The sequence below is a fragment of the Chamaesiphon sp. genome, from assembly GCF_041737865.1.
Lineage (GTDB): Bacteria > Cyanobacteriota > Cyanobacteriia > Cyanobacteriales > Chamaesiphonaceae > Chamaesiphon.
The window spans coordinates 1-20,224 of sequence record NZ_JBGSQZ010000253.1; the positions used below are offsets into that span (position 1 = coordinate 1).

17 protein-coding genes are annotated in these 20,224 nt (G+C 45.1%); 8 read left to right on the forward strand and 9 right to left on the reverse strand.

All coding sequences use genetic code 11. From position 1 onward, the window contains the following. A partial coding sequence (locus ACEW9J_RS18915; protein WP_373546645.1) for a response regulator occupies nucleotides 1-1,354 on the forward strand: 1,354 nt, incomplete at its 5' end. 237 nt (nucleotides 1,355-1,591) lie between these two features. Here the strand turns inward: ACEW9J_RS18915 and ACEW9J_RS18920 are convergent. Beyond that, nucleotides 1,592-2,173, reverse strand: coding sequence for a hypothetical protein (locus ACEW9J_RS18920; RefSeq protein WP_373546646.1), 582 nt, complete (start codon nucleotides 2,171-2,173; stop codon nucleotides 1,592-1,594). Nucleotides 2,174-2,345: 172 nt separating this feature from the next. Further along, nucleotides 2,346-3,557, reverse strand: a complete 1,212-nt coding sequence (locus ACEW9J_RS18925; protein ID WP_373546647.1) for an alpha/beta hydrolase — start codon at nucleotides 3,555-3,557, stop codon at nucleotides 2,346-2,348. A gap of 360 nt (nucleotides 3,558-3,917) precedes the next feature. Here ACEW9J_RS18925 and ACEW9J_RS18930 point away from each other — a divergent pair, with 360 nt between their 5' ends. From ACEW9J_RS18930 to ACEW9J_RS18950, 5 genes are all read left to right on the forward strand, one after another. After that, nucleotides 3,918-5,750, forward strand: a complete 1,833-nt coding sequence (locus ACEW9J_RS18930; protein WP_373546648.1) for an NAD(P)H-quinone oxidoreductase subunit F — start codon at nucleotides 3,918-3,920, stop codon at nucleotides 5,748-5,750. Between the two features lie 106 nt (nucleotides 5,751-5,856). Next, a complete protein-coding gene (locus ACEW9J_RS18935) occupies nucleotides 5,857-7,335 on the forward strand; it encodes an NADH-quinone oxidoreductase subunit M (protein WP_373546649.1) in 1,479 nt (492 codons plus the stop codon). Between the two features lie 178 nt (nucleotides 7,336-7,513). After that, nucleotides 7,514-8,797, forward strand: coding sequence for a CO2 hydration protein (locus ACEW9J_RS18940; protein ID WP_373546650.1), 1,284 nt, complete (start codon nucleotides 7,514-7,516; stop codon nucleotides 8,795-8,797). Nucleotides 8,798-8,964: 167 nt separating this feature from the next. Continuing rightward, on the forward strand, nucleotides 8,965-9,570 hold the full coding sequence (locus tag ACEW9J_RS18945; protein ID WP_373546651.1) for a DedA family protein: 606 nt from the start codon (nucleotides 8,965-8,967) through the stop codon (nucleotides 9,568-9,570). A 172-nt stretch (nucleotides 9,571-9,742) separates the two neighbouring features. Then, nucleotides 9,743-10,759, forward strand: a complete 1,017-nt coding sequence (locus ACEW9J_RS18950; protein ID WP_373546680.1) for an NAD(P)/FAD-dependent oxidoreductase — start codon at nucleotides 9,743-9,745, stop codon at nucleotides 10,757-10,759. 277 nt (nucleotides 10,760-11,036) lie between these two features. Here ACEW9J_RS18950 and ACEW9J_RS18955 read toward each other — a convergent pair whose 3' ends face one another. The 6 genes from ACEW9J_RS18955 to nusB all read right to left on the reverse strand — a co-directional run bounded on the left by ACEW9J_RS18955 (nucleotide 11,037) and on the right by nusB (nucleotide 16,606). Continuing rightward, the gene (locus tag ACEW9J_RS18955) at nucleotides 11,037-11,438 is read right to left on the reverse strand and encodes a fasciclin domain-containing protein (protein ID WP_373546652.1); all 402 of its coding nucleotides are present in this window, start codon (nucleotides 11,436-11,438) and stop codon (nucleotides 11,037-11,039) included. Between the two features lie 188 nt (nucleotides 11,439-11,626). Further along, complete coding sequence (locus ACEW9J_RS18960) at nucleotides 11,627-11,914, reverse strand: P-II family nitrogen regulator (protein ID WP_373546653.1); 288 nt, start codon at nucleotides 11,912-11,914, stop codon at nucleotides 11,627-11,629. A gap of 2 nt (nucleotides 11,915-11,916) precedes the next feature. Further along, nucleotides 11,917-12,915: a sodium-dependent bicarbonate transport family permease gene (locus tag ACEW9J_RS18965; protein WP_373546654.1), complete on the reverse strand. Its 999-nt coding sequence runs from the start codon at nucleotides 12,913-12,915 to the stop codon at nucleotides 11,917-11,919. Nucleotides 12,916-12,984: 69 nt separating this feature from the next. Beyond that, nucleotides 12,985-14,358 carry a SpoIIE family protein phosphatase gene (locus tag ACEW9J_RS18970; RefSeq protein ID WP_373546681.1) on the reverse strand — a complete coding sequence of 458 codons (1,374 nt, stop codon included), beginning with the start codon at nucleotides 14,356-14,358 and terminating at the stop codon, nucleotides 12,985-12,987. 12 nt (nucleotides 14,359-14,370) lie between these two features. After that, the gene (ftsY, locus tag ACEW9J_RS18975) at nucleotides 14,371-15,879 is read right to left on the reverse strand and encodes a signal recognition particle-docking protein FtsY (protein WP_373546655.1); all 1,509 of its coding nucleotides are present in this window, start codon (nucleotides 15,877-15,879) and stop codon (nucleotides 14,371-14,373) included. 85 nt (nucleotides 15,880-15,964) lie between these two features. Next, nucleotides 15,965-16,606, reverse strand: coding sequence for a transcription antitermination factor NusB (gene nusB / locus ACEW9J_RS18980; protein WP_373546656.1), 642 nt, complete (start codon nucleotides 16,604-16,606; stop codon nucleotides 15,965-15,967). 387 nt (nucleotides 16,607-16,993) lie between these two features. On the opposite strand from nusB, the gene ACEW9J_RS18985 reads away from it, so the two are divergent. Further along, nucleotides 16,994-17,818: a DUF3153 domain-containing protein gene (locus ACEW9J_RS18985; protein ID WP_373546657.1), complete on the forward strand. Its 825-nt coding sequence runs from the start codon at nucleotides 16,994-16,996 to the stop codon at nucleotides 17,816-17,818. A 12-nt stretch (nucleotides 17,819-17,830) separates the two neighbouring features. Then, nucleotides 17,831-19,222 carry a dolichyl-phosphate-mannose--protein mannosyltransferase gene (locus ACEW9J_RS18990; RefSeq protein WP_373546658.1) on the forward strand — a complete coding sequence of 464 codons (1,392 nt, stop codon included), beginning with the start codon at nucleotides 17,831-17,833 and terminating at the stop codon, nucleotides 19,220-19,222. Nucleotides 19,223-19,296: 74 nt separating this feature from the next. Here ACEW9J_RS18990 and ACEW9J_RS18995 read toward each other — a convergent pair whose 3' ends face one another. Next, nucleotides 19,297-20,223, reverse strand: coding sequence for a LysR family transcriptional regulator (locus tag ACEW9J_RS18995; RefSeq protein WP_373546659.1), 927 nt, complete (start codon nucleotides 20,221-20,223; stop codon nucleotides 19,297-19,299). Nucleotide 20,224 lies beyond the last annotated feature (1 nt).

Consider the following 20,224-nt stretch of genomic DNA (forward strand, 5'->3'; position numbering starts at 1 on the left):
CCCGCCACTCATTTCACTTGATGCTAGTAACATGTCCGATCGAGAATCACTACAACTCCAGCAGGGGTTAGATTTGGAATTTAGGATCGGCGGTTTGGAGACTCACATTCGCTGGATTGCTGTCAAAAGTAGTATCTTTCTCGATCGAGATGGTCATCCGACGCGCACCATCGGTATCCACATGGATATTACCGAAAAAAAACAACTTGAAGCTCAATTCTTTAGAGCGCAACGCTTAGAAAGCCTCGGCACCCTGGCGAGTGGGATCGCCCATGACTTAAATAATGTCCTCACACCGATTTTATCAGTCGCTCAACTATTACCACTAAGATTGCCAGATCTCGACGATCGCACCCAAAATCTGCTCAAAATCCTCGAATCTAGTGCCTACAGAGGTGCAGATCTCATCAAACAAATTCTCTCCTTTGCCCAAGGCATCGAAGGTAAACACGTCTCGATCCAACCCGCTCATCTCCTCCTCGACATTCAAAAAATCGTCGAGCAAACCCTACCCAAATCGATCGAGATCGAGCGAGATATTCCTGCCGATCTAGCGACGGTATCGGGCGATATGACTCAACTCCATCAGGTACTGATGAATCTGTGTGTCAATGCCCGCGACGCCATGCCCCAAGGTGGTATCCTCAAGATCCAAGCGACAAATCGATCGATCGACGATACCTTTGTCCGCACTCATCTCAGTGCTAAAGTGGGAAATTATGTCGAGATTACCATCACCGATACCGGAACGGGAATTGCGCCCCAACTGCTCGATCGGATTTTCGATCCATTCTTTACTACCAAAGCAATCGGTATCGGAACTGGTTTAGGTTTATCAGCCGTAATCGGCATTATCAAAAGTCATGGTGGCTTTTTGGATGTCCAAAGTCAAGTAGGTCAGGGTACCCAATTTCAGATCTATTTACCCACCAGCGACGCCCTCGATCTGCCCCTCCAAAATGAGCCAGAACTACCTTCCGGTCAGGAACAGCTCATTTTGGTAGTGGATGACGAACTCGCCATTTCCGAGCTGATTAAAACCACGCTAGAGACATATAATTACCGAGTTTTAACTGCTAATAATGGTGCCGAAGCGATCGCCATCTATAACCAGCATCGCGACATCGCCAGTGTCCTAATCGATCTGATGATGCCAGTCATGGACGGACTTACCACCGTCACCGCCCTCCACCAACTCAATCCCGATTTATCAATAATAGCAATGAGCGGACTTAGCTCAGTGGAAGCAGTCGCTCAAGCAAAACGCTTTGGGTGCCGATATTTTCTGCCCAAACCCTACACGAATAAGGATTTATTGCAGATACTTTTTGACAGTACACACTCGTCTCCTTAAACAGTTGACAGTTGACAGTTGACAGTTGACAGTTGACAGTTGACAGCGAACAGTGTTAATGGGCAACTGGACGGGTCTCCAGACCAGTGGGGAACCAGCCCAGTACCCTAAAAACAATCCATCTAAAAGTTAGGAGATTTAAACTCCTGCTCTTTGTTAGTATTAGTCCGCGTAGGCGGACTTTGCAACGTTAGCCCCGATTTTAATCGGTGGCATTGCGATCTATAGCAACTTGGGTTAATTATTTCCCGTGTTGGTATTGCCAGGGGAAGGAACATTAACTGGCTCAGAATCACTAACAGTAGGGGAAGGTGCCGCTGAAGGGTTAAAGCTAGGTTTTGCAGGCTCTGATTTATCAGTCGTGGCAGGTGTTGCAGGTGCGGCAACAGGCTTCTCCACTTCGATAATTTTAGTCGGGCCTGGAACGATAACTGTTTTTGGTACTTCTACGACTTTTGGCTTAGAGGGGACAGGAACCAATACAGGTTTTTCTACTTCCACCACTTTGACCTGTGGCGGTGCAGCTTTCTCCACCGTTCGATCGATAATTGTTGTTTGTTTCTGCGGTGGAGGTGACACCACAGCGGTGGGGTTCGGGGGAGTATTGATAATGGTTGTCGGTGTGGGCGCAGGTCTGCTCAGGTAATAAGCCATCGCTGCACCGATTCCAGCCAAGGCAAGTAGACCACCAATCATTAACCCGTTAGAAGTACCACTATTTTCTGCTGCTCGTTCGCGCTGAAACTGCAATTCTTCCTCACCGATCCGATTGCGTTCTTCTTCGGTTCTATTTTGTGGGTTGTTGGATTGGTTGGGCACGATCGATTTCCTATTTGCAAAGTGTTTGTATAATATAATTCATATTATCCGACGGTACTTACGGAACCTATCTATCAAAAGGAATAACTTTGGTTGTTTGTCTGAGCATTACTCTACCTCTAAATAGTAATCCGAGGGCGATGGTGTCTAATTTCTACCCTTATCGCTCGGACTACTTCACCAGTGCCCAAGCTAAAAATCGCTCTGTATAATAAAGTGCAAGTTGATTGCTTATGCCTGAAAATACGGCATCAAAGGCATGATCCGCCCAAGGAATTTCGATAAAAACGGCTTGATTTCCTGCCGATCGCAATTGTTGGGCGAGGTAGCTGCCATACTTAGATTCAATGATGTGGTCTTTGCCACCATAAATCAATAGAGACGCTGGTAAGGCGGATTTGACGGCATTGATGGGTGAAGCTTGGCGGTAAAGTTTGGGCACAGTTTGGGGCGTACCGCCCAAGAAGGCGCGAAGTGTAGCGCGAGACTCGATCGGATCGGGAGTCGGTACATCCTCATAACCCGCTGTCAGATTGACAGGCCCGTAGTAATTTACCAAGGCCCTAATCGGGAAAGGTGGATCTTGGTAAGCTGCTAACATGGCCAATTGTGCGCCAGCCGATCGACCAATCATGGCAACTCGATCGAGATTGGTTTCGGTGTCCGCAGCATGTTGAATATATGTCAATGCCTGACGCACATCTTCAATTTGGATCGGGAAATGGTAGGTTGGAGCGTGACGATAAGAAATCGCCCAGACGACATAACCTTGAGCAGCAATATAACGATTGAAAGTATCGTCACTATCGGGATTACCGCGTTGCCATGCACCACCATAAATCGAGACGATCGCAGGGTAGTTACCAACTTGAGCTGGTCGATAGATATTTAGGGTGAGTGGAACGCCATCGGGATTAGCAAAGAGAATATCTCGATCGACCCTCACTTTGGGACTGGAAATACCGCCCCAGATATCTGAAATAATCAGGGGTTGCGATCGCATTTTATCAGTTAGTGATGGCGGCAGATCGTTGAGATAATCTTGCCCTAAACTAGCAACAATCGATCGTTGGGCTTGTTGTTGCGCTGAGGAAAATTGGATTAATGGTGCAGCACTCAAGATCGTAGCTAAACCGCTCAAACATAAGCTGACAAAAAGTAATCGTGGTTGGTAGTAATCCCCAATTCTGAGAATTACCCAATATGAGATCGGTATGGAAACATTAAAAATAATTAAACCAGGACTAATCTCTGGTGCGCCGACGCTCAAGGGAAGCAGCGAAAAAATCGGTGCGGGAAGGACGATCCAAATACTCAAAAATAGTCCCATCAATAGCAGAATACCGAGGAACCATGTCCCGATCGCGATTGTCACTTTTTTCATTTTGGCAGATCGAGTGTAATTTTATCCTAAATATAACAATCCCAAATCAGATCCTCTGTGCCCAAGGTGCCCTACACACCCTACACTCTCTTTGCTACCGATCTAAGATCGCTCCATAGCGATCTCAATACTAATTAACCGATCGACCAAGCACAGCAATCCTAAGCGGATGAAGTTGATGTAGGGTGTGTTAGGTGCGAGCTGTGACGCACCAGCGCATATATATAGTATTAATAAGAAAAACTTAGAGCAAGTATCGGTTAAAAGTCTTTGCGGGCACTATCTTTTCGATAAATTTTCGATTACGCTCTAATATAGAAATAAAAAAGACTTAAATCAAAACAATATAGAATAAACTCTATGGATTCGATCGCCCTCAACACTATATGGTTAATTCCCTGCTACCCACTGATTGGAGCTGCTTTGGCACTTCCGTGGTCATTTGGTTGGACAGGACAACTGGGAACTAGACCAGCAGGTTATATTAATATCTTGATGGCAGGAGTTGCGTTTATTCATGCGCTACTCGCCTTGACGACTGGTTGGGATTTACCCAGACAAGAAATTAGCTATAGTTGGCTGCATACTAGCACCCTAGATATTAATTTTCCGATCGAGATTTCCGCCATTACGCTCACGGCTATTACTGTCGTCACAGGCATCAATTTTGTTTCCCAGATCTATGCAGTAGGTTATCTGGAGCTGGATTGGGGTTGGGCGCGGTTCTTCTCGCTGATGAATTGTTTCGGTGCGGGGATTTGTGGCTTAGTGCTATCAAATTCGCTATTTTTCACCTATGTCTTTCTCGAACTGCTCACTCTAGCTACCTACTTGTTAGTTGGCTTTTGGTTTGCCCAATCGTTAGTTATTACTGGAGCTAGAGATGCTTTTTGGACAAAGCGGGTCGGCGATATTATCTTGCTGATGGGGGTAATTGCGATCTATCCTATCGCGGGAACGTGGAATTTTACAGAGTTAGCAATTTGGGCACAAACGGCTAAATTAGACCCGACAGTGGCATTTTTACTCGGTTTATCCCTCAGTGCGGGGCCGTTGGGTAAATGCGCCCAAATTCCATTCCAACTGTGGCTGGATGAAGCAATGGAAGCACCAATTCCGGCGACGGTGTTGCGGAATGCAGTAGTTGTTGGTGCGGGAGCGTTTGTATTAATTAAGTTGGCCCCAGTCATATCGCTATCGCCACTGTTATTAACTACGCTCGTTGTTTTAGGAGTAGCAACAGCAATTTGTTGTTCGTTAATTGCGATCGCGCAGATCGATATGAAGCGGGTACTTTCCTATACATTGAGTGCTTATATCGGGCTGGTATTTATTGCCATTGGTACCCAAAATTTAGATTCGGCTAGATTTATTCTCTTTAATGAATCTTTTGGGATGGCGTTGTTATATATGGGGATTGGGGCGATTATTTGGACGAATATTACTCAAGACTTGACGCAATTAGGTGGCTTATGGTCGCGCCGTCCATTGACAGGTGCTGCGATCTTAGTAGCGATCGCCTCTTTTATTGCAGTGCCTCCTTTAGGTGGATTTTGGGGCTTTTTACAATTAGTAGATCATCTCTGGTTGGAGCAACCTTGGTTGGTGGGAGTGATTTTAATTGTAAATACTCTAACTGCTTTTAGTTTGACACGATTATTCTGTCTGATCTTTTTAGGTAAAGTCAAACCGATGAGCGAACGATCGACCGAACCATTTTGGTTGATTAGTTTACCCGTAATTAGCTCGGCTGTGCTGATCTGTCATCTGCCGATTATTTTACGAAATTTAGGTATGTTACCTACTTGGAGCGCATTGGATAATATGTTTGCGCCTTTGTTAGTTTGGTCGAGTATTTCGGGGATTGCAATTAGCAGTGTAATTTATAGTGTCGATAGTATTCCTAAGCCTGTTAAGTTACCAATACCAGCAGTTCAGAACTTTTTTGCCAATGACTTTTACGTGCAGCGATTTTATCAGTTAACGATCGTGTTGTTGGTGGCGAGTAGTGCGCGGGTGACTAATTGGTTCGATCGATATATTGTCGATGGATTTGTTAATTTCATTGGGATTGGGACTTTATTTGGCGGACAAACGCTCAGATATACGACTTCGGGACAGTCTCAGTTTTATATTTTGGTGGCGTTTTCTGGAATTATAGTTTTGGGTTTGATGATGGGTTTATTGGTGTGATGCTGAGGGTATGAGGTTTCACACAGAGGTGCACGGAGGTTACACGGAGGAGCACTGAGGGGTTGGTTTGTGAGGATCGGTTGTTTATTTAGGAGGAGTTGGAGTTGTGTTAAGTGCTATTGTTTGGTTGCCAATTTTGGGGGCGATTTCGATCGGGATTTTACCTAGTTTTAGTCGATCGATCGCGTTGATTATTTCGGGGTTGAGTTTGGCGATATCGATCGCGATCGCAATTATGTTCGACTATCAGGACGCGGGATTACAGTTTGTAGAACATTTTAGTTGGATCGAGCCGTTGGGATTGGATTATCAGTTGGGAGTTGATGGTTTATCTTTACCGATGATAGTTCTCAATGCTTTACTGGTTTTGCTAGCGGTGCAAGCAACTAGTCAGGAGGTCGAAAGAGACAGATTATTTTATGCTTTACTGCTGTTAGTTAGTACAGCAGTTACTGGAGCCTTTCTCGCCCAGAATTTAATGTTGTTTTTTCTGTTCTATGAGTTAGAGTTAATTCCGCTCTATCTCCTGATCTCAATTTGGGGTGGAGAAAAACGCGGTTATGCAGCGACAAAGTTTCTGATCTATCAGGCTTTATCGGGGGTGATTTTACTTGCTGGTTTTTTGAGCTGGGCATGGTTTACCAAGACTGGTAATTTTAATTATGAGTCTTTAGCAGCAACTCATCTACCAGCTAACTTACAACTTTTATTTCTCTGTATCATCCTGCTTGGTTTTGGTATCAAAATGCCCTTGGTGCCCTTTCATACTTGGCTTCCCGATGCCTATGTCGAGTCATCTACACCTGTTTCGATGTTATTGAGCGGGATTGTCTCAAAGTTGGGGGCTTATGGATTAATTCGCTTTGGCTTGGGATTATTCCCTAATGCTTGGGTAATTGTGGCTCCCTGGTTGGCAATTATCGCTGTATTCACTGCTATCTACGGTAGCTTAATCGCGATTGTCCAAACCGATATCAAAAAAACGATCGCCTACAGTTCCGTCGCCCACTTGAGTTATGTACTCCTGGCTACCGCCGCCGCAACTCCCTTGAGCGTATTAGGCGCAGTCTACCAAATGGTTGCTCACGGCTTGATCCTTGCCCTCTTATTCAACCTTGTTGGCATTATCGAAGCCAAAACCGGAATGCGCGACTTCAACAAACTCCACGGCTTACTTAACCCCAAACGCGGCTTACCATTTGTCGGAGCAATGTCGATCCTCACCATGATGGCAAGTGCTGGAATCCCTGGTATGGTAGGCTTCATCGGTGAATTCCTATCCTTCCAAGGCAGCTACGCCACCTTCCCCATCGCCACACTCATCTGTCTGGCGAGTACTGGTTTAACCTCCGTCTACTTCATCATCATCATCAATCGTGCCTTCTTCGGCAAACTACCTGACGACCTCACCTACCTCCCCAAAGTCACCACCGCCGAACGGATTCCCGCAATCATTCTCGCCACATTAATAGTGCTCCTCGGCATCCAACCAAATATCTTAATTTCTCACACTCAAATTACCACCGATGCGATCGTCGCCACCATCGCTCGTCCCACCACCCAAATCGCCGAAATCACCAAATAACCCTCCGCGAACTTCGCGGTCAAAAATCACCAACCCCGCACCCCGTCCAGCCAACCCTCCGCGCCCTTTGCGTTAAAAAATACCTCGCATCTCATCCAGCCAACCCTCTGCGCCCTTTGCGTTAAAAAATACCCCGCACCCCATCCAACCAACCCTCCGCGCCTGCCTTAAAAAAATCATGATAACCGCAACCAAACTCCCCCCCTCCACCCACCAATTCGCCGACATCATCCATCGCCTCGAAGCTGGTGGCGCGATGCTCCCTGACACCCCCGAAAACCTGATGCAAATCATCGGTTTGTACAAAGCATACGCCGTACCGATGGACTTCTACTGGCGCGACTTGCTCTACATCGCCGAGCGCGTCTTCCTCAATCCCCTCCCCGCTTTCAAATACTTCCTCCCTCAAGAATACCTAGATTTACCCAACCACTATGCAGGAGACACCGCCGACTTACGCATCCAGCAAAAAGGTGTAGCTTCGGCGCATCCCGAACTGCTCGAATTCATCGAAAACGGGCGCAGTAGCAAAATGCCCAAACTCTTCCATCACTTATTGCACGATCGGATTAACATGGAGTTTGCGGAAGCCTGTATGCAGGCAATGTACTGGCATCGCGGTATGGGTGGGAAATTCGATCCCTATTTAGATACAGAGGAATACCGCCAAAATGCCGATCGAGCCATTAAAGCCTATTTTCAAGGCAACCCCGCCATGCTGGCTCTATACAAGCTATTTCCTGAGATGTTTATCGAGCAGGTGCGCGTACTTTCCTATTACTCCAATTTAGGATTATTTTGGGAAGTGATGGCTCCCGTCTTCTTTGAAATGAGCGATCTCTATGATGCGGGTGAAATCAAATCCGTACCCGATGCCATGAATTTCCTCATCAATGGGATTTTTGCCGTTGCTGGGAGACCGATTTATCACCATGTTTATATTAATGGGGAAATGTACGAAATCATCCCCAAATCCTGCGGCTTTACCTGGCTATATGAAGCGGCTTTACCGTACATCGAGGCAGTATTTTATCGGACTGCTCCTTTTAGAGGAACTAAGTCTTACAATGCTCAAGCCGAGCAAGTACCTGCCGAGCAAGCAGATTTCCATTACGGCATTTTATACGCTGATGTAAGTCCCGTGGGGAGTGCGGGAATTCCCCCGACATTATTGATGGATGATATGTATCATTTCCTCCCCCAATACTTGGTCGATTATTATCAACAACATTGTCGAGGTGAGGATGATATGCTGGTACAGTTAGGGACGAGTTTTCAGCGATCGATGTACTGTGTTACTTCTGCGGTAATTCAGGCTCTACGCGGTGCTTTGCTCTATCCATTGGATGACCCCAATCCCAAACATCTAGAGAAAAATCGTCAATTTTTTGAGGCTCAAATCGACAGGTTCAAACGTCCTGAAGCACGATTGAGTGATATTCAAAGTCAGGATTATCGGTAATTAAGGGTGTGATGGCAATCCTCAATTAGCTCTGATGGGATCGATCTTGGTGCGTTACGGCTACCGCCTAACACACCCTACACAAAAACGAGCGAATCGCCATCAACTATACTGGGCATGTCACCCGCCCACACAACTATCAACTATCAACTATCAACTAATTTAAGATGGTCGAGTGGATTAATAGCTTAATGAGTGGTTTAGGATACTGGGGCATCGGGCTGTTGATGTTCTTGGAGAATCTATTTCCGCCGATTCCTTCGGAGTTAATTATGCCATTAGCTGGCTTTACAGTAGCTCAAGGCAAAATGAATTTTTGGTTAGCCGTTCTCGCTGGTACTATCGGCACGATGGCAGGAACTTATGCTTGGTATTATCTAGGACGATTGGTAAATTATCAGCGATTGCAAACTTGGACAGATCGTTATGGTAAGTGGATTAGAGTAACTGCTAAAGATATCGATCGAGTCAATGACTGGTTTAATAAATATGGCTCGAAAGCAGTATTTTTTGGGCGGATGGTACCAGGTATCCGTACGCTGATTTCTCTACCTGCGGGGATAAATAATATGCCCTTAGCCACTTATACTATTTATTCGCTGGTGGGGACTGCGATCTGGACATTGGCGTTGACTACTGCTGGATTTTTGTTGGGTGAAAACTACGCTTCGATCGAACAGTATTTAGCTCCTGTTTCTAAGTTGGTTTTATTGGGATTAGTGGGTTTAGGTGGTTATTTTGTCTTCAAAAAAATGCGTCAAAACCCCTCCTAGCTCGAAATCATGAAAGAAAGTCAGGCTTGAGGCTTGAGGCTTGAGGCTTGAGGCTTGAGGGAAAATAATAGATGAAAATAATACTCAAAAAAATGATGTTTTTACTTTCGCAGGAGGTTTAATAAATATCAACTCCTCATCCCTGAATATAACTACTCCTCTAGAAATTGCGATCGTCGGTGCTGGTATGGCTGGAATTGCCTGTGCAAATCAACTTCAGGCTGCTGGGCGAGAAGGTATCGCGATCTTTGAGAAATCGCGGGGTGTCGGTGGAAGGTTGACGACACGGCGGATGTTTGATACGTGTGTCGATCGAGGGACTTGTTATATTTCACCCAAAGGCGATCGATTTAGAGCATTATTCGATCGACTCATCGCTGCTAATATAGTCGAGACATGGACGGATACTACTCATACCTTGACTAAAAGTGGCGATCTGCTTGCCGATGCAGATATTTACCCCCGCTATGTTGCCCCAGGTGGCATGAATCAAATTGCTAAATACCTAGCCAAAGATCTCGATGTCAGATTTGGGCAACGCGCGATCTCGATTCAAGCCGATGGCAACCTGTGGCGACTGACACTTGAAGGTGCCCCCACCGAAATTCTCGCCCGTACGGTTATCCTCGCTATCCCGGCACCCCAAGCGGTAGATGTACTCGCGCCCTTGGCGAGTATTTTGCCTGAAGAATTTCTAGATGACTTGAGAGCGATCGAATATTATCCCTCGATCGCAGTTGCTGCGGGCTATACAGACGTTCAATTAGCTGAGTGGGAAGCAGCCTATCCCCAAGTGCGATCGATTACTTGTACTGACGATCCGATCTTGGGTTGGATCGGATTGGATAGTAGCAAACGCCACCAGCCAGCTCCGCCAGTTTTTGTGCTCCAGAGTACGGCAAATTTTGCCGCTCAATACCCAAATCCAGCGGATATGGAATCTGCCAGCCGAGCGATGTTAGAACGTGCCCAAGAGCGATTTTTGCCGTGGTTCCCAGATTGTCAATGGCAGCAACCCCACCTGTGGCGGTATGCCTTTCCCAAGTCCCCTCGCTCTGATTCTTACCGATCGATCGACACCCCCGCGCCGCTATTTTGTACTGGGGATTGGTGCCGTGGGCGGAAAGTGGAGGATGCTTATCTAGCTGGATTGGCGGTAGCCGAGGCAATTAGTGCTAGTGAGGGATAAAGATTAAATAAAATGCAAATTTGCCCTCTCCAAATACTGGGAGAGGGAGCCGGAGTATTTATTGCTCCCCTTCTCCCAGTGATGAGAGCGATGTGGACTAGTTTATTAGTCCGCGTAGCGAAAAGTGCGGTCTTGGGGTCTCCCCAAGTAGAGCACCTTTTCAAGACAGCGGCGTTTTTATTAGGGGGTTACCCCCGAATAAAAAAACGACAAGACAGGCGGACTAGGCAACATTAGCCACGATTTTAATCGTTGTCATTCTCGATGCTAGCTGCTTTCACCCCATTAAAATCACATTATCAATCACATGAATGATGCCATTGTCTGCTGCGATATCCGCAGCAATTACTGTGGCATTTTTCACTTCAAATCCATTAGTGCAATCGATCGAGATTGGCGATCCTTCTACTGATGTGACAGTATCAACTTTGGCGAGATCTGCTTGTGTGAGTCTACCTGCGACGACATGATATTTTAAAATTCTGGCTAATTGGGGCGGATTTTGAACTAAAGTTTGGACTGTGCCAGGTGGTAGTTTTGCAAAGGCTTCATCGGTGGGTGCAAAAACTGTAAAGGGGCCAGGTGTTTTTAGAGTTTCAACTAAACCAGCAGCTTGTACTGCTGCTACCAGAGTTTTAAAATTGTCTGCACTAACTGCGATATCAACAATATCAGCCATAATTTCTATCCTTGAATATTATTTATGTAATTATAGCTGGTCTTTGTAATTAAATAATGTCCACTCCATCAATAACTTCTTACGATCGATGTCTAATTCTCGATCGCAAAAACTCCCTATCTATCTTCACACACAAGATCCTGGAGTTTACCTCGGCTCTTATGTGTCAACTATCAACTATCAACTATTTAATGGGCAATCCATTGGGCATCGGTAACGATGAAAATCCCACCGAGTTTTTTGAGTAGGGGCTGCATCGCGATCGATAGTTGTTCTGCCATTTCTAGCTTGGTACAAATAATCATAATATAGCTATTGGTGATTAAGTCATCGCCAGAGTAGCCATGTTCGCCACTACCAGAGACATTATTAATCACGGTATAACCTTCGATCGAATTCTTTTTAAGAATCTTTAATACGGCGGGAACTTCTAAATAGCTGACGATAATTTCAACTTTCTTGACGTTCTGTAACATAACTAAATTCCCAATAACTTAATAGTTTGTAGATAAATCGGAATTCCCACAACGATGTTGAACGGAAATGTAATCGCCAGAGCCATAGACACGTACAAACTGGGGTTGGCTTCGGGTACTGTCATCCGCATCGCTGCTGGTACGGCAATATAAGAAGCACTGGCGCAAAGTACGGAAAATAATAGCGCATCACCTTGCCCCATCCCAATTACTTTGGCGATGACAATCCCAATCAAAGCATTAGCAATCGGCATTAAAATTGCAAAACTAATTAAGAACATCCCAGTTTTGCGGAGATCTTGAATCCGGCGGGCAGCTACTAATCCCATATCTAGCAAAAAGAACATTAATGCGCCATAAAAGAGATCTTTTTCGACAAATAAGTGGACTTTGCTCCAGCCATCGCCACCTGTAAGGACGCCAATAATTAGGCTACCTATTAATAGTAAGACCGAACCATTCAAAAAAGCCTCGCGCAACACTTCACCCCAAGGAGTTTCTGAGCTTTCGTCTTTATCAGCAGCTAGCTCGGCTTGTTTTTTTGTAAACACTCGCACTAGAATTAAGCCCACCACGATCGCGGGTGACTCCATCAGTGCCAAAGCTGCTACCATATGACCACCATAGGCGATCCCAATCTTGTCAAGGAGGGAACTTGCTGTGATGAATGTCACCGCGCTAATCGAGCCGTAGGTGGCGGCAATTGCGGCAGCATTATAGTTATCTAACTTAATTCGGAGAATAAAGAAGGAGTAGACTGGGACGATTGAGGCCATCAAGATCGCAGCGATTAAGGTGCTGATAATCAGGGGACTCAAACCGCTTTCAAACAATTCATGTCCGCCTTTAAAACCAATGGCGACTAGCAGATAGAGCGAAAATAGTTTGGGTAAGGGATTGGGAATTTCCAGATCGGACTGCACAAAAACCGCCAGCATTCCTAAGAAAAAGAATAAAACTGGCGGGTTCAAGATATTAGACAGGATTAAGCTACTATCCATCGGTTCAAAGTTTCGTTATCAATGTCTGTTCATTATCGGTTGAATCCGGTGGCAAACGATAATCGGCTGTTAGAGATCGATCGATTTAACCTTCATAACTACCATTGTCATATCATCGCCATTTGACCGATCTTCGCCCGTGAAGCGATCGATCGTCGCGACAATGCGATCGAGGGTAGCTTGGGAACTTAGCTGCTGTTGACAGGCAGTCTGAAAGGTCTGGATCAGGTTTTCCTCATTAAATCTTTCCCCATCCTGATTGGCGGCATCAGTGAAGCCGTCAGTGTAAAAAATAATTGTATCCCCTGGTTGCAGTTGGACTTGGGCTTCCTCATAGCGAGAATCGGCATCTAACCCAATCAACATCCCTGGGGTATCTAGCTGCGTCATCCGATCTGTTGCTGCTTGCCAATGCAGGGGCGGGTTGTGAGCGGCATTAGTATAAGTCAAAATTTGAGTAGCCGGATCGTATTCGGAATAGAACAGCGTCACAAACCGACTAGAATTTTCCAGATCTGCGTACATCACCCGATTGAGGTGCTGGAGGATGCGTGCGGGTGAATGACCGTTTAGTACCTCCGCCCGTAACATCCCACGCGTCATGGTCATAATTAGCCCTGCTGGGACACCTTTACCCATCACATCGCCGATGGTGATACTCCATTTATTGGCGATCTCGATCTCGCTGGGTTTGTCGGTGAGTCGATCGTAATTAGCCGGGATAAAATCATAGTAGTCCCCACCAACATGATTGGCATTGAGGTAACAAGCGGCTAATTCTAAACCTGGAATATCGGGGAATTTCTTGGGTAATAACCGTTCTTGAATTTCGGCACCGATTTCCAACTCGCGATTGAGTCGTTCTTTTTTGCGTAATTCTACAGTTAGTTCGTCATTATGGATGGCTACGGCAGTTTGATCGGCAACTAATTGTAATAGCTTTTGGCGATCGCTAGTCCATTCATAAGCGGGATTGCGCGAAAATACATATAATCGACCGCGCTCGCCACTTTCGAGTAGAATTGGCGTTCTAAAAATTTTAATTCTAAAGTCGAGATTTAGCTCAATTCTGCTTTCTAGTTTGTCCCAAAAGTCCGCCTGAAAATTAATATCTTTGCCTGGAGATACATCTGTCAGGGTTTTGATAATCGCTACTTCGATCTGTCGGCGCAAATCGTTACAGCTACCTTCACCCTGACAATGTAGCTGTTGAATCTGTAATTGCCCAGTTTTTTTGAATAGAATAATTGCCCCGCCTTCACTATCTGTAACCCGCGTTACCATCAGGGGAATTAATTCTAAAAACTGGTTGAGATTCTTAAAGCTCCGTAGGGCAAAACCTAAATTGCTCAGTAACTCGTGGGTTTTCTTTTGTTGGCGATTGAGACTCGCCACTAGTTCTTGAAGAGCAGCTACTGACGCAATTTGTGGTTCATAATTCATCATTTATCATTCCTAACCACTTAATAAAGCCTCAACAAATTCATAGCTGGAAAATGGTCGCAAATCTTCAATCCCCTCGCCAGCACCAATAAACCGAATTGGTAGCCCCAGTTGTTGAACTACAGCCAAAGCTACGCCACCTTTAGCTGTGCCATCTAACTTGGTCAATACCACTCCGCTCAACTTTGCTGCTTCAGCAAATACCTGCGCCTGACGCAAACCGTTTTGCCCCAGAGTAGCATCCAGTACAAGTAAAGATTCTATCTGAGCATTGGTTGCTTGTTTATCTATAATCCGACGGATTTTGCTCAACTCATCCATCAGGTTTTTCTTATTTTGTAGTCGTCCGGCGGTATCGACTAATAGTAGCTCAGTTCCTCGCGCTTGAGCTGCACTAATGGCATCATAAACAACTGCGGCGGGGTCGGTATTTTGTCCGGGGTTGGCTATTACTTCAATACCGCTGCGTTGTCCCCATACTTGTACTTGTTGAACGGCAGCGGCGCGAAAGGTATCACCAGCCGCAATCAGACATTTATAACCCGATGCTTGAGTCATATGGGCGAGTTTACCAATAGTCGTAGTCTTGCCTACTCCATTGACTCCCACCAGCAGCCAAATATTTAATTGGTTCTGGATGGGTAGAAATTCTTGAGTGTAGTTTTCTTGCAGGGGTTTGTCGAGCAAGTCGCGCAAAATTTGCTTGAGATAAGCGACTGCTTCCTCTGGCGGTAAGGATTCCTGGCGTAATTTTGCCTGCAATGTTTCAATTACATAGTCGGTTGCTTCGACACCGACATCTGCTTGTAGGAGTAGAGTCTCGATCGATTCTACCGCATCAGCATTGAGTGGGCCTTGTCCGATTAGTGCTTTAAATTGATTGACAAATCCTCTCCGAGTTTTGTCTAAACCTTGACGTAATTTTTTGAGCCAGTTAATCTCATCTAAAGATACTTGCTCCGGTGTCCGTCCTTGATCTGCGAGGACTTTTGCCGACCACAAAAAGTCATCATCGAGCGCGATTTCGGGCGTGGGTGCCTCTGGTTCGAGGGTTTCGATCGCCGTTGCCTTGAGCTGCTCTAGTCGCTGCTGACGGTCATCTCGCGCCCAAATGGGGATGTTTTCGGTGACTACTGGCGTTGCTTCGGGTGCTTCCTTCTTCACTGGAGCAGAATTGTCAACCGCTACCTCGATTTCACCTTCAGGTGCGGTTGTTTCTGGCTCGACATCATTGATGCCTGCGGTTTCTAGTAACTCAGGATCGGTAGTTTCGACTGGAGCTGATGTATCTGAGCTAGTCTCGTCCGCCTCGACTACCGCTACTGATGATGATTCCTGCTGCTGCTGAATATTCTGATAAGCAGCTTTTGCCCAGGCTAAATAGTCTGTCGCCCCCGCCTCACTAGTCTCTGGTTCTATTGGCTCGTCTTCAACTACAGCAGGTATTTCTACCTGCTCTGAATCTGGTACTTGCTCGGATTCGGATTTATCGAACTTCCGACGAAACCAATTGAAAACCATAGTAAATTATGAGGGATAAGGGATGAATTATGGCGGCTACCAAGGCGGGGGAAATACTAGCAGTGGGTGAAACCGTTGCTATAGTCTAAACCTCTGATTTTAATTGTTCTGTGACTCGACGCAGGACACCGTTAATTAACTTCCGTCCTTGGTCGTCACTATAGCGTTTTGCGAGTTCGATCGCTTCATTAATGGCAATCCGTTCTTCCAATCCGAGATAAACTATTTCAGCTACTGCCAATCTGAGGATATCTCGATCGATCTTGGGTAAACGACCTAGCTGCCAATCTACAATACTTTTACCTAAAAGTGTGTCGATATCGGCGGTTTGTTCGGTAGTTTTGACCAATAATTGTAGAGCATAGTTACGGACATCAGGACGATTGAAATTGTTAATTAATTCAGGCATTTCTAAGGCGTGTCCCAACCTGTCGATCGCTTTTTGAACTAATTCGCTGGCTGCTGTGGTCATCACTCTAGCACTCTCAACGTCACTAGCTCTAGTTTGACTATTTAGCAGTCTGTCATTACTGCGCTGCAATTCTGCGGTGGCGGCTTCTAGTGCCTCTTGAGTCTCTTCGCGCAGGGTAGAGATCGCGTTGAGCATCATTTCTTCTAGCGTCAACTGCAATTCGCGCGGCTGTGCTTGCGCCAACTTCCTTTGCGCCTTCGATAACTGGGGTAGAGCTAGCAGAGCTAACTCACGAGCGATGGTTTGAGCTTTCATAGACGAAGGGCGCAGGTAGCAGTAGCAAAGCTCCCGATTATACCATATACTTTCTGGCTTGTGACAAATTATTTAGGGTGGTGAGTGGATGGTGGATGGTGGATGGTGAATGGTGAATGGACGGTTTCTCGATCGGGAAAGGAGTATGCTCACATCTTGCATCAATACATAAGAACTAGATAATAGCAGAGATCTGAGGGTACCCATGAAGCGGCGTTTTTATGCGGGGGTTCCCCCCGCATAAAAAAACGACAAGACAGGGCACCCCTACAGGTTAATTGTGTAGGGGTACCCTTCATGGGTACCCTGGATCTACGCTGATTACTTGTAGTCAATCCGTCATAAAAATAGTCGAATCTGATAAGATTGTCAATGAGGAGACAAAACATGAAAATTATAGTTAGTCAATCTAAATTTGTCAGATTTATAGATTGCTGGATCGGCGCGGTTCGAGTAGGATTATTGAGCCTAATCGATCGACAACTAGCGATCGGGTTTTGGGCGATCGCGATCGCTTTATCTGGTTGTGTTAAGTATGATACTGGGGTAAATTTTTCTAGTCTCAACTCTGGAGAAATTGTCGAACATATCCAACTGAGCGAACAATTAAATAGTTTTAGTCAAAATGCGGTAAAAGTCTGGATCGCCAGTATCGAGCAGCGGACAATCGAAGCACAAGGTCATTTAGAACATGTAAACGATCGCGAACTTCAAGTAATTATTCCTTTTAATAATGCTCAGGAGTTAGTTACTAAGATCGATCGATATTTTAATCCAGCGGCTAATGCGGAAACCCGCTCGAAGTTCAATGCTCACATGCAGGTAAATCAGCGCAACTTCCTATTAGTAGTCAGAAATCATCTCACCTACGATATCGATCTCCGCTCTCTATCATTAGCAGAGCCTTTAACAGGGACAATCGCTCCCAAACCAAAATTCTCTGTTGCCCCAAATAACTTTATCGATCTCGATTTTAGTCTTCAAAGTCCTTGGAGTATCAAGAATGGTAATACTAATAATGTCGTCAGCGTCAAAGCTATTAGCGATCGACAAATGACTTGGCACTTAAAGCCTGGAGAACTAAATCATATCGATGCCATCTTTTGGCTGCCGAATTCACTAGGAATTGGGGCAGTATTAATTGTGTTAGTTAGCGGTGCTGGCTACTATCTCAAATACCATCAGCTACCTTGGCAGCTCCAATCTAAATAGATAAATTAATTAATGTTATTAAATTTAGACACCGAAAGTAGTAAAAAGCTAGCTGCCTGGGGAATCGCGATCGTTTGTTTAGGATCGCTCTGGATACGATTTTGGGAATTGGGGAGATTTAATGTATTTGTATTTGATGAATTTTACTATGCTAAATTTGCGAATAATTATCTCACTAATACCAAATTCTTCAATTCACATCCGCCCCTCAGTCAATATTTAATCGCGATCGGCATTTGGATTGGCGATCGATTGCCGATCGGACAGGACACCACGAATACTCTCACAGGTTCGCTGCATTCAACTTTTAGTTATCGGTGGATGAATGCCTTGTTTGGTTCGTTTATTCCGCCCATAGTTGCAGCTTTAGCTTATCAGTTAAGTCACCGAATGAGCTATGCTTTTTTAGCTGCATTATTTATTAGTTTAGATGGATTATTTCTGGTTGATTCTCGCTATGCTCTAAATAATATCTATTTAGTTTTCTTTGGATTATTGGGACAGTTATTGGTAGTGATGGCTAGCAAGACTACTCAAAATCGTCGCTTGCTACTCATAGGTGCTGGCATATCTTTTGGAGCATCAGCCGCATGTAAATGGAATGGTTTATGGTTTTTATTGGGTATATATGTACTAATAATTATCGCGAAGCTATGGCAAATAATTAGGTCAGATCGTCGCTCTTCAATTGTTACTAATTCAATCTTAGATCGATTCGCCACCATTTGTATAATTGAGATCGTCATTTGCCTAGTAGTTACCCCGATTGCTATCTATAGCTTACTATGGGTTCCCCACCTGATTCAAAACCCCACACCCAATTTTATCGATGTCCAGTGGTCGATTCTCAACTACCATGAAAAAGTTGGTAATGGAGTTAAAATCCATCCCTACTGTGCAAATTGGTATACTTGGCTGCTAATGATGCGTCCTTTAGCTTACTATTTTAAACAGTATAAACCTGACTATTATTATGATGTCCATGCGATGGGAAATCCCCTCCTATGGTGGTTTGCTCTAGTGGCAATTTTTGGCTCGGTTTGGTTAATTATCAAAGGCTTTACAGTAAAACCAATTAGAGAACTAAATATCGATCGGTTAAATGTGCCAATATTTATAGTAGTTAACTATGCTGCCAACTTATTACCCTGGGTAAAAGTTACTCGCTGCTTGTATATTTATCACTATATGGGTGCTGTCTTATTTGCCATTATGGGGTTAGCATGGCTGGTAGATTTGGGGTTGCGGAGTAGTTCTAAATTCTGGCAAGCAGCCGGATTGACTACAATTTTTAGTATTGCTGCTGCGTTTGTATTTTGGTTGCCGATTTATCTGGGATTATCGATCGAAAAATCAGATTTAGCTCTGCGGCTCTGGAATTTCTGGATATTTCGGTGGATCTAAATTAATGGATAGTCAGATAGAACCCAAAGGAAGCATCAAATTATTGCGACTTCTGTCGGTTGATTATTTTTGGCTTAACTTGTCTCCATCTTTTGAGAAATTGTTTTGATTGCACTGCGTAACCAACGATTGGCTTCATCTCGATCGCTCAAAGTACTCCACAGCATAGAAACCATCCAGGGCTTTGTTTCGACTGGTAGTTCAAAAATTGTTAAATTGCATACAGTTGCTAAACAAAGCGCAATGCGTCGAGGAATTGCTGCAACTAGATCGCTAGATGCGATCGCGAATGGCAAAACCATCATATGCGGAGTTGTGAATGCAACCCGACGCTCTAAGTTTTGCTCATTCAACGCCTTGTCGATGGCACCCGTAGTATCTCGACGTAGAGTTGTGAGGGCGTGAGGAAGCTGGGCAAAGGTTTCTAAACTCATGGTTCCTTGCTGGACAGCCGGATGTCCTTGACGCACAATTCCCACAAATCGTTCTTCAAAGATCGGTTCCCATTGCGTTTGTCGGGGTGGAGCGGGAAAAACACCCAATGCCACATCGATTTCCCCCTGTTCTAGCAAATCCCCAATACTGTCCTTCTCAAATCCAATCATCCGAACGTTGATGGATGGAGCCTTTTGAAGACTAAACTCCAGTAATGGCGGCATCAGGACAAAGCTGGTGTAGTCTGAACTACCAATAGTAAGGGTGCGACTACTAACCGATGGTTCAAAGGTTTGACTGGCGGTAACGGCTTGGCGAATTTGTTGCAATGCTGTCAGAATACCTGGGGCGATCGCTTGGGCTTTGAGCGTCGGCTGCATCTGTCGCCCCAACCGCACAAACAATTCATCTTCAAACAAAATACGTAAACGACTGAGTGCTGCACTCATGGCAGGTTGACCAATCTGAAGCTGCTCGGCAGCTTTTGTAACGCTGTGCTGCTCTAGAAGGGCTTCAAAGGCAACCAAAAGGTTTAAGTCGATCGCGGCTAGTTTTATCGATTTCATT

Excerpts from the sequence above, each read along its gene's own strand:
- ftsY (WP_373546655.1), bottom strand. The coding sequence starts at position 15,879 with ATGGTTTTCAATTGGTTTCGTCGGAAGTTCGATAAATCCGAATCCGAG.
- ACEW9J_RS18960 (WP_373546653.1), bottom strand. The coding sequence starts at position 11,914 with ATGTTACAGAACGTCAAGAAAGTTGAAATTATCGTCAGCTATTTAGAA.
- ACEW9J_RS18995 (WP_373546659.1), bottom strand. The coding sequence starts at position 20,223 with ATGAAATCGATAAAACTAGCCGCGATCGACTTAAACCTTTTGGTTGCC.
- ACEW9J_RS18990 (WP_373546658.1), top strand. The coding sequence starts at position 17,831 with ATGTTATTAAATTTAGACACCGAAAGTAGTAAAAAGCTAGCTGCCTGG.
- ACEW9J_RS18945 (WP_373546651.1), top strand. The coding sequence starts at position 8,965 with ATGGTCGAGTGGATTAATAGCTTAATGAGTGGTTTAGGATACTGGGGC.
- ACEW9J_RS18940 (WP_373546650.1), top strand. The coding sequence starts at position 7,514 with ATGATAACCGCAACCAAACTCCCCCCCTCCACCCACCAATTCGCCGAC.
- ACEW9J_RS18925 (WP_373546647.1), bottom strand. The coding sequence starts at position 3,557 with ATGAAAAAAGTGACAATCGCGATCGGGACATGGTTCCTCGGTATTCTG.
- ACEW9J_RS18970 (WP_373546681.1), bottom strand. The coding sequence starts at position 14,358 with ATGAATTATGAACCACAAATTGCGTCAGTAGCTGCTCTTCAAGAACTA.
- ACEW9J_RS18930 (WP_373546648.1), top strand. The coding sequence starts at position 3,918 with ATGGATTCGATCGCCCTCAACACTATATGGTTAATTCCCTGCTACCCA.
- ACEW9J_RS18985 (WP_373546657.1), top strand. The coding sequence starts at position 16,994 with ATGAAAATTATAGTTAGTCAATCTAAATTTGTCAGATTTATAGATTGC.
- nusB (WP_373546656.1), bottom strand. The coding sequence starts at position 16,606 with ATGAAAGCTCAAACCATCGCTCGTGAGTTAGCTCTGCTAGCTCTACCC.
- ACEW9J_RS18955 (WP_373546652.1), bottom strand. The coding sequence starts at position 11,438 with ATGGCTGATATTGTTGATATCGCAGTTAGTGCAGACAATTTTAAAACT.
- ACEW9J_RS18965 (WP_373546654.1), bottom strand. The coding sequence starts at position 12,915 with ATGGATAGTAGCTTAATCCTGTCTAATATCTTGAACCCGCCAGTTTTA.